This window comes from Monashia sp. HAY1-5C (assembly GCF_056755255.1).
The window spans coordinates 1-11,984 of record NZ_JBPGXG010000134.1; the positions used below are offsets into that span (position 1 = coordinate 1).

Genomic DNA, 11,984 nt, shown 5'->3' on the forward strand with positions numbered 1-11,984 from the left:
TCCGTCGTCGGCAGCGTCAGATGTGTATAAGAGACAGGCCCACGACACCGCCGGCCGCCCGTCCCGCAACACACCGAGCAGTTGCCAACCGGGCCCAGGAATACCTCGCACCGGTTGGCAACTGCTCGGTGTGTTGCCGGGGAGGAGCGTGCCGGCTCGGCGGCTCGACGGCTCGGCGGTTCGGCGGCTCGGCGGCCCGGCGGCCCGGCGGGGTGGGGTCCGGTTGGGTCCCGTGAGGTCCGGTCAGGGGATGCCGGGGAGGGGCCAGCGGCGTCCGTCGGCGGTGTCGACGAGGGCGGCGCGGTCGCAGCGGATCGTCAGGGGCAGCACGTCGGTGACGGCGGTGACGGCGAGCGGCAGCTGGGCGGCGGACAGGCCGGTCGCGACGGAGACGTGCGGCACCCAGTGGCCGGGCTCGTAGTGGCGGTGCAGGTCGGCACCGGTGGCGCGCAGGGCCGCGACGGCGCACTCCTGCCGGGCGGCGGTCGCGGAGGTCACCGAGCAGGCCAGGGCGGCGCGTCCGCGGGGGAAGGCCACGGTGCCCTGGACCGCGACCTCGACGGGTCCGGCGTCCGGCAGCGCGGTGAGAGTCGCGAGGACGGCGTCGAGATCCCACTCGCGCAGCACCGCGTACGACAGGTGGGGGACGTGCCGGCCGTGCGTGTGGGTGAGGAGGGTGGCGATGCCGCGCTGCTCGAGGCGCTCCCAGAGCCGGATGACCGTCCGCTCGGACGGCCGGTCGAGCAGGAGGCAGAGCGCGAGCGCCATGCCCCATTGTCACTGGGCACCTAGGGTGGGCGGATGGAGACACCGAGCGACCTCGACATCGTCGCCGCGCACCGGTACGTCTCGCTGACGACGTTCCGCCGCGACGGGACGCCGGTCGCGACGCCGGTGTGGATCGCGCGGGACGGCGGCGAGCTCGTCGTCGTCACCGTCGATCCGGCGGGCAAGCTCAAGCGACTGGCCCACACGGCGCGGGTCGAGCTGCGGCCGTGCGACATCCGCGGACGCGTCGCGCCCGGGGCGCCGGCGTACACGGGCACGGCACGCGTCGTCCGGACCCCGGAGGGCGTCGCGGCGGTCAAGCGGGCGATGGGCCGCAAGTACCCGCTGGCCCGGCTCGGCGACGCGATCGCCGCCGCGACGTCGTGGGCGGTCAAGCGGCAGCCGCGGGCCGGCATCCGCATCACGCTCGACTGACGCGCCCGCCCCGACGACGCGTCGGGTGGCTCCTCCACAGGCGCCGGGACGCGTCGGGGCGAACGTTGGACACCGGCGCTTGGGACTGCGGGAGGCGTCGCCTAGCGTGGTTTCATGACGCTCCAACCGGTGACGCGCGCACTCCAGCGCCGGCTCGGGACCATGCTGCGCGACAAGGTCGCCGGCCAGGACGCGCCGGCGCGGGCGCAGCGCATCTGGGGTGCGCAGGGCGAGCGGTGGTTCGGGCCGTCGGACCCGGTGTGGCGGGTGCACGCCGACGCGTCGATGTTCCCGGGTGGCCTCACGTCGCTGCTTCTGCAGATGCTGCACCCGCTCGCGATGGCGGGGGTCGCGGGGCACAGCGGTTACAAGAGCGACCCGTGGGGCCGGCTCCAGCGCACGAGCCACTACCTCGCGACGACGACGTTCGGCACGGTCGAGGACGCCGAGGAGGCCATCGCGGCAGTGCAGGCGATCCACGAGCGGGTCCGCGGGCGCGACGCGTCGGGTCGGTCCTACCGGGCCAGCGACCCCCACCTGCTGACGTGGGTCCATGTCGCGGAGGTCGACTCGTTCCTGCGGGCATACCAGGCCTTCTCGGCTGCCCCGCTGACTCCCGCCGAGGCCGACCTCTACGTGCGCCAGGCGGGTGTGCCGGCGGCCCGGTTGGGGGTGCCGACGCCGCCCGCGTCGGTCGCGGAGCTGCGCGCGGTGCTCGAGTCGTACCGGCCCGAGCTCGAGGCGTCGGACGCGGCGCGCGAGGCGGCGCGGTTCCTGCTGCTGTACCCGCCGCTGCCGCTGGTGGCCCGGCCCGGGTACGCGACCCTGGCGGCCGGCGGCGTGTCGCTGCTGCCGGGGTGGGCCCGACAGATGCTGGGGCTGCCGGTTCCGGACCCGGTCGCGTGGCTGGTCGGGCGGCCGCTCGGGTACCTCGGTGCGGCGACGGTGCGGTGGGGCATGGCCGGTCTCGGCGAGCGCCGTCCGTCCGACGCGCACGGCGGGACCGCTGCCTCAGCGTGACCGCGGCGCATCGTGGACCGCTCGGGCGCCGGGCACCGACTCAGCGACGCACCCGAGACCACCTCAGCGGCTGGCGCGAGCCAACGGGGTGCCGTCGAGGGCGTAACGGAAGGCGACCAGAGAGTCGAACACCTGCAGGACGCCGGCCTCCTGCAGCTCGCCGACGGAGAACCCTCCGGTGCGGACTCCGAGGGTCGGGATGCCGAGCTTGGCCGCCGCCTGCGCGTCGTAGATCGAGTCGCCGACCATGATGCCGCTGTCGCCGTTCACCTTGGCCAGTGCCGCCGACACGATGTCGGGCTCCGGCTTGCTGTTCTTCACGTCGTCCGAGGTCGTCCAGGCGTCGGCGAGGGACGTGCCGTCGATGAGGTCGAGGAACGCCTCGACGTGCTTCTTCTTGCCCGAGCTGGCGAGAACGAGCCGGAAGCCCCGCTCCTTGACGTCGGCCAGCAGCTCGCGGGCGCCCTCGAAGGCCTGCACCTCGCCGATGAGCTCGTCGAACTCCTCCGCCCATGCCTCACGCAGTGCGTCGCCGTGGGCCTCCTCGACCTCCTGGCCCCCGACCGCCGAGACGAACAGGTCCCCGCCCATCCCGATGCCGCGGTGGATGCGCCACATCGGCCGGGTGATCTCGAAGCGGCGCAGGGCCCGGAACCACGCAAGGGCATGCTGGTAGTTGGTGTCCACGAGGGTCCCGTCGACATCGAAGATTGCCGTGTCAGCCATGGCAGGTCCGTACCCAACCAGCAGGCCGAGAGCAGCGGCGACCGCGCTCGGCCAACGGATCCACAGCTCGGATGCGGCGAAGGGGCCCGTCCGGGACGGGCCCCTTCGCCTGTCGGAGGTACGGGCTCAGAAGGCGCTGGTGCCGTTCGGCGTGCCGAGGCCGGTCGGGCCGTCCCAGCCGGCGCCCGAGGTGCACCACACCGCAGGGGTGCACGTGCCGTTGGTGCCGGTGGTGACGTCGTTCAGGCCCGAGGTGTGCGCCCAGGTGTACGAGGCCGGGTAGCCGGCGGTGTTGCCCGAGAGCGCGTAGACGCTGCCGATGATCGGGGCGGAGGCGCTCGTGCCGCCGTAGACCTGCCAGCCCCTGCGGCCCTGGTAGGACGTCGAGTCGTAGACGGAGACGCCGGTGTTGGGGTCGGCGACGGCCGAGACGTCGGCGTTGGCCTTGCCCGAGCACTGCGTCGCGGACGTCTGCCACGACGGCTTGGCGTTCTTCGTCGAGCAGCCGCTGCCCGCGCCGCTCCATGCCTTCTCCGTCCAGCCGCGCGCCGTGCCCGCCGCGCGGGTCAGGCTCGTGCCACCGACGGCGACGACGCTGTCGAAGGAGGCCGGCGACTCGATGCCGTAGCCGTTGTCACCGGTCGAGGCCGTGATGGCGATGCCCGGGTGGTCGTAGGCCGCGATCGGCGAGGAGTCGGAGCCGCCGTAGCTGTTGCTGATGGCCGAGACCCCTTGTGTCGCTGCGTAGTTCACTGCGGCGCCGAGGTTGGTGAACGAGGCCGAGCTGGCCTCGACGAGCAGGATCCTGCAGTCGGGGCACGATGCCGAGACCATGTCGAGGTCGAGGCTGATCTCGGTGGCCCAGCCGGCGTCGGTCCGCGGGTAGCTCGTGCCGCCGGTCTGGTTGACCTTCTTGAAGCAGCCGTTGGCCGTTGTGCAGGCCGGCAGGCCGAACTGCGAACGGTACGTGGCGAGGTCCGCCTCTGCGGTCGGGTCGTCGTAGGCGTCGACGATGGCCACGGTGCGGCCACCGCTGGACAGGCCGGTCAGGCCGTAGGCCGACTGGATGTCGGCCGGGCCGTACCCGCTCGGCGTTGCGGTCACCTGGGGCTTGCCCGTCGCGTCGACGACGACCATGGCGTGGCACCCGGCGGTTCCGGGCACGGGCACCGCGCAGACGTGCGCGGCACGGTGCGTGGACGCGGTCGAAGCGGCGGTCGGTTGGGCCATCGCCGAGGTCGCGCCGACCGTGAGCATCAGGGCGCCGGCGACGGCAGCAAGAGACAGAGCCGAGCGTTTCACAGGGTCCTCCAGGGTGGGGTGTGTGGACGCCCGGCGCAGCGTCGATGGGGGTCGGCGGCGCGATCGTCGAGGCCTCCCAACCTGACTGGCGCCGCGTCCCGGACGCTACGCCCCGTCAGGTAAAGCGTTGGCCAACATTTGGGAAGACTTCTGCCACACAGCCGAATTGACGAAGGGTGTTGTTGCGCGCCCCCGTGACGGCAACACATGCTCCTGTACGCGACGCTTCGTGCCGCCGCCGTCGACCCCCACTCATCGTGGTCCGGCTGGTGAGGCGTCGAGGCTGTGGATGACGGGGGGCGGGGTGTTCGGGATGTCCCTAGCCTCGAGGCATGTCCTACGCGATCGACACCGACGGGGCGGGTGGGGCCGGTGACACGCTGGCCCTCACCGCCACCACGTTGAAGGACTGCGCCGAGGCGTTCGCCTACACCGCAGGGGTGCTGCAGCGAGGGGTGGGTGACGACGACCCGGTCCTCGCGGCGGCCGCGAAGGAGTTCGCCGGCGCCCAGACCATGTCCCTGCACACCGCGTCGGGCGGGTTCGCCGCCCTCGGCCGCAAGGTGTCCTGGGTGGGCCTCACCGGCAGGGAGACCGAGCTCGAGGTGGCCCAGGCGTTGGGCCTCACGGGCAGGCCGGCACCGACCGGCTCTGCGGGACAGACACTCTGATGCGGCCGACTCCGCAAGGGCCGCACGGCCCGATGACCGTCCCCAACGGCGACCCGGCGTCGCTGCGTGCGGCGGCACGCCGTCTGGGCAGGGTGGCCGAGACCGGGCTGCAGACGCCCGGCGTGCGCGGCCGATCGGCGTCGATCATCGCGGCGGTGTGGCGGGGCGACGCCGCCACCGCGGCCCAGCGTGAGGCCGACGTGCTCGCGGAGCGCACCCGGCTGCTGCTCGAGCGGGTCGGTGGCGCCGGCGTCGAGCTGCTCGCCCTCGCTGCCGCCTTGGAGGAGGCGCAGACCGTCGCGCGGCGCTCGATCGCCGAGCAGGATGCTGCCCAACGCGACTACGAGCGGATCCTCGCGACGACCTTCCCGATGCTCGACCCGGTGGCGGAGGCGGAACGTCAGCGCACCTTCACGGACGAGCGCGACCGACGCCAGCGCCTGGCCCGGTCGCGGTACGAGGCGGCCCTGACGCAGCTGGGCCTGAAGCGTCGGGCGCTGACGCGTCGGCTGCTGTCCCTGGCCGCCACTCCCCTGCGTGGCAGCACCGAGGTCACCCTCCCTGGGCCGAACACCGCCCAGGGCGTTCTGCACGACCTCCTCGGCGACCTCCCCCTGACGAGGACCGAGCTCGTGCCGCCCGAGTGCAAGACGGTGGCCGTCGATGTCTATGACGACGTCGACACCGGCCTGCCCGAGTGGTCGCTCGAGCAGAAGCTGACCGATGCCGGGATCATCCCCGGGCCGAGCGTCATCGACAAGATCGCCTGGGGCTCCGGCGCCGCGCTGACCGCGACGCAGTACGGCCTGACGGGCGCCCTGCACCCGAGCGGCATGGTCTCCCGGGCGGCGGAGAACCCTGCCGTCCGGCGCACCGTCGACACGCTGACGAAGGCCGACAAGGTGGCCGGCTGGGCCGGGATCGGTCTCACCGGCGTGACGACGACGGCCAGCCAGCTCGACTCTGACTCGAGGAAGTACTCGAACATGCCGACGTGGAAGCTCTTCTCCCGCGGACTCGTCCAGGGCGGCCTCGCCGGCGTCGGCGGAGCGGCGGCAGGAGCTGCGTGCTCGAAAGTACCGCTCCTCGGCCCGGTTCTGGCACCCGCGTGTGGCGCAGCCGGCACGGCCGCCGGGCAGCAGGCCGGTCGGTGGGTCAACACGCGGGTGGGCTTGGCACCGACGCGGCAAGACACGAAGCACACCGTCACCGTGCCGCTCCAGGCGGTGTGGAACTGATGGAGTCGTGGCCCCCGTGGGTGCTCGTACTGGTGATCGACGGCTTCCTCCCCATCAGCTACCTCAGCATCTCGCAGCCCAAGCGCATGTACCGCGGGCGGTTCAGGTACGCGCACCTGCCCGACCGCGGGTACGTCGCGGGATTGGGCCTCGGCTTCGGTTTCACGCCGGTGGGCCTGTGGATCAGCGCCGGAGGCACGAACGGAGGGATCGTGGACAAGATCGTGCTCCTGTGGCTGTTGGTGTGCATGGCTTGGGCCGGCATGGGGCAGTTCGCCGCCGTCCCGATCCCCAAGTGGTTCGTCCCTCCGGCCTTCAAGAACGAGACCGAGCACGTCTACCCTCGACGCGTCTTCGGGCTGCGGAAGGTCGACCGGCTCTCCGATCGGCCCGACGCAGTCGCACAGGAGCTGCTCCCCTGGCCGTGAACGGCGGCACCGCACCGCACGTCAAGAGCGACGTGCAGCGCGGCTCGGCATGAAGCCGACTCACGCAGTGACGGTTGACGCTCGACGCGGCGGCAACGCTGACACGAGGGCGAGCAGGGCCATGACGGTTGCGAGATAGACGAGGCTGTGCTGGAAGGCGACACCGGTACCGGCAGTCGTCGCGGCGAAGTAGAGCAGGCCGACGAGGGCGACACCGATGCAGTTGCCGAGCTGCTGCACCGTCGACATCGTGCCGCTCACCATCGCGGCGTCCGCCGGTCTCGCCTGCGACATGACCGCGCCGATCTGCGCCGTGAGGCACACGCCCATACCGAACCCGGAGACCACGAGCCCGGGAGCCAGCCACAGCACCGAGCCGTGCGCCCCGGCGTCGGCCACGCCGACCCACGTCAGCACGTGCCCGAGGAGGAACACGAGCGCGGACGCGGGCCCGACGCGTCGGCCCCAGCGGGCGAGCAGCGACGCCGCCTTCGACGTCCCGGCTAGGTACGGCAGGGCGACGAGGCCGAACAGCGCACCCGAGGCCAGGGCTCCGAGGCCACGGTCGGCCTGCAGGTAGAGGGCGAGCACCATGAAGTACGACGCCATCCCGAGGAAGAGCAAGAACTGGCGCGCCAGGCCGTGTCGCAGGGCGGGCGACGCAGTGAGCGCGACGCGAAGGAGCGGGTCGGCGCCGCGTCGGTGAAGCGTCCTTGATCGGGCGACGAGCGGGACCGTGAGGACCACGCCGACGGCGAGGCTGACCCACGTCCACAGCGGCCAGCCGTGGCTCTGGCCCTCCATGAGCGGCAGGAGCACCGCGACGAGAACCGTTGTGGCAAGGGCCAGCTCGACGATGTTGAGGCGCACGACGCGGTTCGGGCGCACGTCGGGCAGGGCGCGTCGGACCAGTGCGAGGGTGACGACGCCGACGGGCACGTTGACGAGGAAGATCGAGCGCCAGCCGAGGCCGAAGACGTCGAACTGGATGAGGAGACCGCCGATGAGCTGGCCCGACACGGCGGCCAGGCCCATCGCGGTGGAGTAGGCGGCCAGGGCGCGGCGGTAGGCGGCGCCGGAGTAGGTGTCGCCGATGAGGGCGAGGACCATCGGCGTCAGCATCGCGGCGGCGACGCCCTGCGCGAACCGGGCCGCGACGAGCACGTCCATGGTCGGGGCGAGACCGCACGCGGCGGACGTGAGGACGAACAGCGCGGTGCCGGCGGCGTACATGCGGCGGCGCCCCCACCGGTCGCCGAGGCGGGTGGCGGCGAGCAGCAGGGCACCGTAGGTGAGCCCGTAGCCGGCGACGACCCACTCGAGGGCGGTGGCGGTGGCGTGGAGGTCGCGCTCGATGGACGGGAGGGCGACGTTGACGATGAAGAAGTCGAGGACGTTGAGGAAGATGCCCGCGAGCAGCACGAACAGCGGCAGGCGGCTCGGAGCGTCGGGTGCGGATGTCGCGGGAGCGTCGGGGGTGGTGGTGGGGTCGGGGGTGGCGGTGGCCTCGGGGACGCGTCGGGTGGCGGCTGGCGCTGGGCGCTTGGTGGCGCTGGAGCGGGTCGGTGTCTGTGTCATGACTCCGTTCTCCGGTCTCCGGCAGGGGGAGAGTCAAGCGCTGCACCGGAATTCGTCGCGGCCGGTGTCGGCGGCTTGATTTTCCCCCTGTGGGAGAGTCGAGCCTGTGTCCATGAGCACGCGACTGAGCATCGGCGACTTCTCCCGGATGACGTTTCTCAGCGTCAAGACGCTGCGGCACTACCACGAGGTCGGGCTGCTCGCGCCGGCCGAGATCGACGCGCACTCCGGGTACCGCTACTACACGCCCGACCAGGTCGGCGCGGCCCAGCTGATCCGACGCCTGCGCGACCTCGACCTGCCGGTGCCGCAGGTGCGTGCGGTCCTCGCGGCCCCGACGCCGGAGGCGCGCGACGCGGTCATCGCCGAGCACCTGGACCGGATGACGCGCCAGCTCGAGCAGACCCAGGCGACGGTGGAGTCGCTGCGGCGGCTGCTCGTCGGTGGCGGGCCGTCGCTCGAGGTGACGGTGGTCGACGAGCCGATGGTGTGGGCGTTCGTGATGCGTGGGGTGGTCGGCGGTGACGAGGCGCCGGCGTGGTGGGTGCAGACGTTCACCGACCTGCACGCGCGGCTGCGGTCGGCCGGGGTGGAGCGGACCGGACCGGACGGGACGCTGTTCCCGACGGAGTTCTTCACCGAGGGCGCGGCCGAGCTGACGTGCTACGTGCCGGTGCCAGAAGGGACGCCGGGAGCCGAGCAGGTGCCGGGCGGCCGGCTCGCGACCACGACCCACGACGGCCCGTTCATCGACCTCGACACCGCCTACGGCGTCCTGGGCACGACCGTCGTCGAGAAGGCGATCGCGAGCGACGGCCCCGTGCGCGAGCGCTACCTGCCCCGAGGCGACGAGGACGACCTCCTCGACCACCGGACCGTCGTCTGCTGGCCCGTTGCTCCGCTCCCCGCCTGACAGCGCGTTCGAGGCGCGACTTTCGGGGGAGCGGGGCCGCCGACCAGCGTCAGTTGTCGGTGTACTTCTTGATCGTGGCGGTGATGAAGGAGTCAGCCGCCACCTTGCTACCCGGCTTGAGGTCCTGGGCGAGGACCACCCAGTTCGCGTCGAGGACGGGGATCCGGTTGGCGCCGGTCGCGTCGTTGGCCGGGGCCACGTGCAGTCCGGCTGCGCGCCAAGCGTCCTGCGCGTCCTGGTAGTTCATGCCCACGCCGTTGGGAACCGTGACTTTGCTCGGCGACTTGGCCTGCGAGTCGACCACGGCTGCAGTGGTCTCCGGCGTGTCGGCGGGAACGGGGGCTTCAACCGTCTCGGTGACCGTCTGGGCCGGAGCCGCGACGGTCTGCGTGACCACGACGGTCGACGCGGCCGGGGTCGGCGAGGCGCTGCCGCCGCAGCTCGCGAGTGCCCCGACGGCCACCGTCATCGCAGCGGCAGCCAGCCAGCCGCTACGGGCGTGCTTGCGGTTCGGGAAGGGACGCTCCGCGCGGTCCGAGGTGGGATGCGCCGGCTGGATGGCGGCGTCGGTAGTGCGGGTGGTGTGAGTGCTCATGTCTCTCTTTCTTGGGGTTCGGCGGACTCATCCTCGGCTGCAGGACGGTCACAGGCGGCAGATTGCGCATTCCGTGACATTCGCCACGACTGGGGTGGGTGCCGCGCCCCCTCACTGCGTGGCACCCACCCGTCGGTCCGGCTCGGGAGCGTCAGCCGAGCCGGACCGTGACCCCGCCCGAGAACGGGGAGTCGTGCAGCTCGATCGACGCGGGCTTGGCGTCCTTCGGCATGTCGAAGACGAGCGTCCCCTTGACGGTGTTGCCGGGGTTGATCTCGTTGAGGAAGACCTTGTTGTCCTCGAGGTAGATGCCGGCCGTGGTGTCGGTGGAGAACTCGCGGCCCTTGGCGTCCTTGACCTTCTGCGACGAGTCGGCGAGCAGCTGCGCCTTGTCACCGATGTTGGTCACGGTGACGTCGACGAGCACGTACTGTCCCTGCGCCTTCTGGTTCGCGTACTGGCTGCCGACGCTCTTGACGCCCTTCTTCACGTTCGTGACGGTGAACTCGAACTGGCCGTCGCGGACCTTCTGGCCCACCTTCGCGCCGGCCGGCGCCTGCTCCCCCGAGTCGCCGCCGGACGCGTCGGTCGACGCCTGGTCGGAGGCCGGTTCGGCGCGGGGCTGCCGGCGTCAGTCAAGACGATCCGCCGATTGAACGTGACCGCGGCATGACGCGCAGGTGGCCTGCGTTGAGTCGCCGCGCGCCCTTGTTGACGAGAACCCGGAGAAATCGCCGCGCGCGCACTTGCACTGTCATTGCCCACGTGGAACATTGCTCCTAGCGGACTGACCCACCCTCGACGGTGGTTTAGGCCCGCGCTCACCCCCCGTGCTTCGGCGCGGGGGGTTTTACGTTGGCCAGACGACAACGCCCGGTTCGGCCATGCGCGCGAGGACACCCGTTGCGAGTTTGTTTGCGTCCGCAAAACGCGCATCCCCCAATTCGCCCCACATGGTCGGGGGGCAAACGGTGGCACGCTTAGGGTTGGGTGGGAAGACCGTTCGGAACGCGGCGTACGCGCTCAGATCTGCCAATTGGATGAAGAAGGACTGGCTGCTGTTCCGGGGCACCGGGTCGTCAAGTATGAGTCGTGCCGGGAGGCTTAGACGGCCAACGCCGAAGGCGCTCCCCGGCGTATTCGCACGCCGCGCCTTTCGGGCCAGCCCCCTGATCGCGAGACTGTCTCCCTCGTCATGGACCACCATTATGGGTTCACCCGATTTGGTGCTCATCCGCTCCAGTCGCTGGAGGAGGAAGCCCCATGCGATGTCACGGGGGTTTCGCCAAACTTGGATCTTTGTCTTGTCGATGACGACGGCGAAGACCTGAAGTCCCAGTTTCGGGGCGAGCCTCATGTGCATTCTGTAGATGTCATGCCGGATGCCCTCGCCGAACCCGTAACGCTTGAGGTCCCCGCCGCCGCGCAGCAGGTAGTTCGCCTTGATTTCGTCGCGCAGAAGGATGCCGAATCGGTCGCGCACGAAGCGGCGGAACTGCAGAAGGTTGTCGAAAATGTCTGGCCATGCGGTGTCCCGGACGAGTACGCACCCGAGCGTGTACGTGTTTGATCCGTTGGTCTGGCCGGAGTCTCCCGACTCGTCGATGTAGGCGAGTAACACACACGAGATAGTGCAGCATCTTCGTCCGGTTCGCACGCGACGCAACTGACCGGATCGGCGCGATACTGCTTTGTGCGGTGTCAGTCGGAGAAGCGTCCCAACGTCCATCCTGCCAGCGAGGTGAACGTCGTTCAATGCGTTCAACAAACCCGCGGCCATGCCGATTCGCTTGACCGGGGGTCCTCGCACCTGCGCGCGCCTGAGGGGCCACCCCACCCCTCCATGCGACGATTCGGTCCATGTGCAGTGTCCTGCGGTGCGACGCGGCGGTGGTCGGCGATCTGCGGCTGACGCCTGATGCCGATGGCTACCCACCCTTGCGCGCTAGTCTCTGCATCGAGCATCAGGAGGCCATCCGCACGGGAGAACGGTGGCGGCTGGACATGGACAGCAACGCCATCCTCATGGGCAAGGACATCGAGGCCGCTGGCGCGCTGCTTGCGGTCGGGTTCGAGGGATTCTCGCGGGACCTGGGCACGATCGCTGCTGGTGCTGGATCGCTGCTCCGCGCGGAGTTCACAGGTGACGATGGCGGGCCCATCAGGGTCATGCTGGATCGCGAGTTGCTGCGCAAGGTGGTCCAGTACGCCGAGGTGCACCTAGAGGACTAGATGTACTGACCGGGCACGTTGGTTGAGGGAATGCGACTTCGCGCTGTGAGCTGCTGACAGGGGAGGGCCTCCCGCGGT

13 protein-coding genes and 1 pseudogene are annotated in these 11,984 nt (G+C 71.0%); 7 read left to right on the forward strand and 7 right to left on the reverse strand.

Annotated features, from left to right (window positions below; translation table 11 throughout):
- Positions 1 to 243: 243 nt before the first annotated feature.
- The gene (locus ACR9ZK_RS17450; protein WP_481343220.1) at positions 244 to 768 is read right to left on the reverse strand and encodes a 2'-5' RNA ligase family protein; all 525 of its coding nucleotides are present in this window, start codon (positions 766 to 768) and stop codon (positions 244 to 246) included.
- 33 nt (positions 769 to 801) lie between these two features.
- Between ACR9ZK_RS17450 and ACR9ZK_RS17455 the strand changes: the two genes are divergently transcribed.
- Positions 802 to 1,203 carry a PPOX class F420-dependent oxidoreductase gene (locus ACR9ZK_RS17455; protein WP_481343221.1) on the forward strand — a complete coding sequence of 134 codons (402 nt, stop codon included), beginning with the start codon at positions 802 to 804 and terminating at the stop codon, positions 1,201 to 1,203.
- Between the two features lie 114 nt (positions 1,204 to 1,317).
- Positions 1,318 to 2,223, forward strand: a complete 906-nt coding sequence (locus ACR9ZK_RS17460) for an oxygenase MpaB family protein (protein WP_481343222.1) — start codon at positions 1,318 to 1,320, stop codon at positions 2,221 to 2,223.
- Positions 2,224 to 2,286: 63 nt separating this feature from the next.
- Here ACR9ZK_RS17460 and ACR9ZK_RS17465 read toward each other — a convergent pair whose 3' ends face one another.
- On the reverse strand, positions 2,287 to 2,949 hold the full coding sequence (locus tag ACR9ZK_RS17465) for an HAD family hydrolase (RefSeq protein ID WP_481343223.1): 663 nt from the start codon (positions 2,947 to 2,949) through the stop codon (positions 2,287 to 2,289).
- A gap of 126 nt (positions 2,950 to 3,075) precedes the next feature.
- Positions 3,076 to 4,251 (reverse strand): S53 family peptidase, encoded by a 1,176-nt coding sequence (locus tag ACR9ZK_RS17470; RefSeq protein WP_481343224.1) that lies wholly within the window; start codon positions 4,249 to 4,251, stop codon positions 3,076 to 3,078.
- Positions 4,252 to 4,583: 332 nt separating this feature from the next.
- On the opposite strand from ACR9ZK_RS17470, the gene ACR9ZK_RS17475 reads away from it, so the two are divergent.
- Genes ACR9ZK_RS17475 through ACR9ZK_RS17485 form a run of 3 tightly spaced genes read left to right on the forward strand, consistent with a single transcriptional unit; the run spans position 4,584 to position 6,588 of the window.
- Positions 4,584 to 4,922 carry a hypothetical protein gene (locus ACR9ZK_RS17475; protein ID WP_481343225.1) on the forward strand — a complete coding sequence of 113 codons (339 nt, stop codon included), beginning with the start codon at positions 4,584 to 4,586 and terminating at the stop codon, positions 4,920 to 4,922.
- Between the two features lie 32 nt (positions 4,923 to 4,954).
- A complete protein-coding gene (locus ACR9ZK_RS17480) occupies positions 4,955 to 6,160 on the forward strand; it encodes a hypothetical protein (RefSeq protein ID WP_481343226.1) in 1,206 nt (401 codons plus the stop codon).
- Positions 6,160 to 6,588, forward strand: a complete 429-nt coding sequence (locus ACR9ZK_RS17485) for a hypothetical protein (RefSeq protein ID WP_481343227.1) — start codon at positions 6,160 to 6,162, stop codon at positions 6,586 to 6,588. Before ACR9ZK_RS17480 ends, ACR9ZK_RS17485 begins: the two co-directional genes overlap by 1 nt.
- A 60-nt stretch (positions 6,589 to 6,648) precedes the next feature.
- Here the strand turns inward: ACR9ZK_RS17485 and ACR9ZK_RS17490 are convergent, their stop codons facing one another.
- Entirely contained in the window at positions 6,649 to 8,166 is a 1,518-nt protein-coding gene (locus ACR9ZK_RS17490; RefSeq protein ID WP_481343228.1) for an MFS transporter, read from the reverse strand.
- 112 nt (positions 8,167 to 8,278) lie between these two features.
- Here ACR9ZK_RS17490 and ACR9ZK_RS17495 point away from each other — a divergent pair, with 112 nt between their 5' ends.
- Complete coding sequence (locus ACR9ZK_RS17495; RefSeq protein ID WP_481343229.1) at positions 8,279 to 9,079, forward strand: MerR family transcriptional regulator; 801 nt, start codon at positions 8,279 to 8,281, stop codon at positions 9,077 to 9,079.
- A 49-nt stretch (positions 9,080 to 9,128) separates the two neighbouring features.
- Here ACR9ZK_RS17495 and ACR9ZK_RS17500 read toward each other — a convergent pair whose 3' ends face one another.
- The 3 genes and pseudogenes from ACR9ZK_RS17500 to ACR9ZK_RS17510 form a co-directional block, all read right to left on the reverse strand.
- Positions 9,129 to 9,674 (reverse strand): PASTA domain-containing protein, encoded by a 546-nt coding sequence (locus tag ACR9ZK_RS17500; RefSeq protein ID WP_481343230.1) that lies wholly within the window; start codon positions 9,672 to 9,674, stop codon positions 9,129 to 9,131.
- Positions 9,675 to 9,825: 151 nt separating this feature from the next.
- Positions 9,826 to 10,224: pseudogene (locus tag ACR9ZK_RS17505) on the reverse strand (DUF4352 domain-containing protein); the annotation flags it as partial.
- A gap of 300 nt (positions 10,225 to 10,524) precedes the next feature.
- Positions 10,525 to 11,295, reverse strand: coding sequence for a DUF3800 domain-containing protein (locus ACR9ZK_RS17510; protein WP_481343231.1), 771 nt, complete (start codon positions 11,293 to 11,295; stop codon positions 10,525 to 10,527).
- Positions 11,296 to 11,534: 239 nt separating this feature from the next.
- Here ACR9ZK_RS17510 and ACR9ZK_RS17515 point away from each other — a divergent pair, with 239 nt between their 5' ends.
- Positions 11,535 to 11,906 (forward strand): hypothetical protein, encoded by a 372-nt coding sequence (locus ACR9ZK_RS17515; RefSeq protein WP_481343232.1) that lies wholly within the window; start codon positions 11,535 to 11,537, stop codon positions 11,904 to 11,906.
- Positions 11,907 to 11,984: the final 78 nt, after the last annotated feature.

What these genes read in the sequence shown, in the direction of transcription:
- ACR9ZK_RS17450 (WP_481343220.1), bottom strand. Translation starts at nt 768, where the DNA reads ATGGCGCTCGCGCTCTGCCTCCTGCTCGACCGGCCGTCCGAGCGGACG.
- ACR9ZK_RS17455 (WP_481343221.1), top strand. Translation starts at nt 802, where the DNA reads ATGGAGACACCGAGCGACCTCGACATCGTCGCCGCGCACCGGTACGTC.
- ACR9ZK_RS17460 (WP_481343222.1), top strand. Translation starts at nt 1,318, where the DNA reads ATGACGCTCCAACCGGTGACGCGCGCACTCCAGCGCCGGCTCGGGACC.
- ACR9ZK_RS17465 (WP_481343223.1), bottom strand. Translation starts at nt 2,949, where the DNA reads ATGGCTGACACGGCAATCTTCGATGTCGACGGGACCCTCGTGGACACC.
- ACR9ZK_RS17475 (WP_481343225.1), top strand. Translation starts at nt 4,584, where the DNA reads ATGTCCTACGCGATCGACACCGACGGGGCGGGTGGGGCCGGTGACACG.
- ACR9ZK_RS17480 (WP_481343226.1), top strand. Translation starts at nt 4,955, where the DNA reads ATGACCGTCCCCAACGGCGACCCGGCGTCGCTGCGTGCGGCGGCACGC.
- ACR9ZK_RS17485 (WP_481343227.1), top strand. Translation starts at nt 6,160, where the DNA reads ATGGAGTCGTGGCCCCCGTGGGTGCTCGTACTGGTGATCGACGGCTTC.
- ACR9ZK_RS17490 (WP_481343228.1), bottom strand. Translation starts at nt 8,166, where the DNA reads ATGACACAGACACCGACCCGCTCCAGCGCCACCAAGCGCCCAGCGCCA.
- ACR9ZK_RS17495 (WP_481343229.1), top strand. Translation starts at nt 8,279, where the DNA reads ATGAGCACGCGACTGAGCATCGGCGACTTCTCCCGGATGACGTTTCTC.
- ACR9ZK_RS17500 (WP_481343230.1), bottom strand. Translation starts at nt 9,674, where the DNA reads ATGAGCACTCACACCACCCGCACTACCGACGCCGCCATCCAGCCGGCG.
- ACR9ZK_RS17515 (WP_481343232.1), top strand. Translation starts at nt 11,535, where the DNA reads ATGTGCAGTGTCCTGCGGTGCGACGCGGCGGTGGTCGGCGATCTGCGG.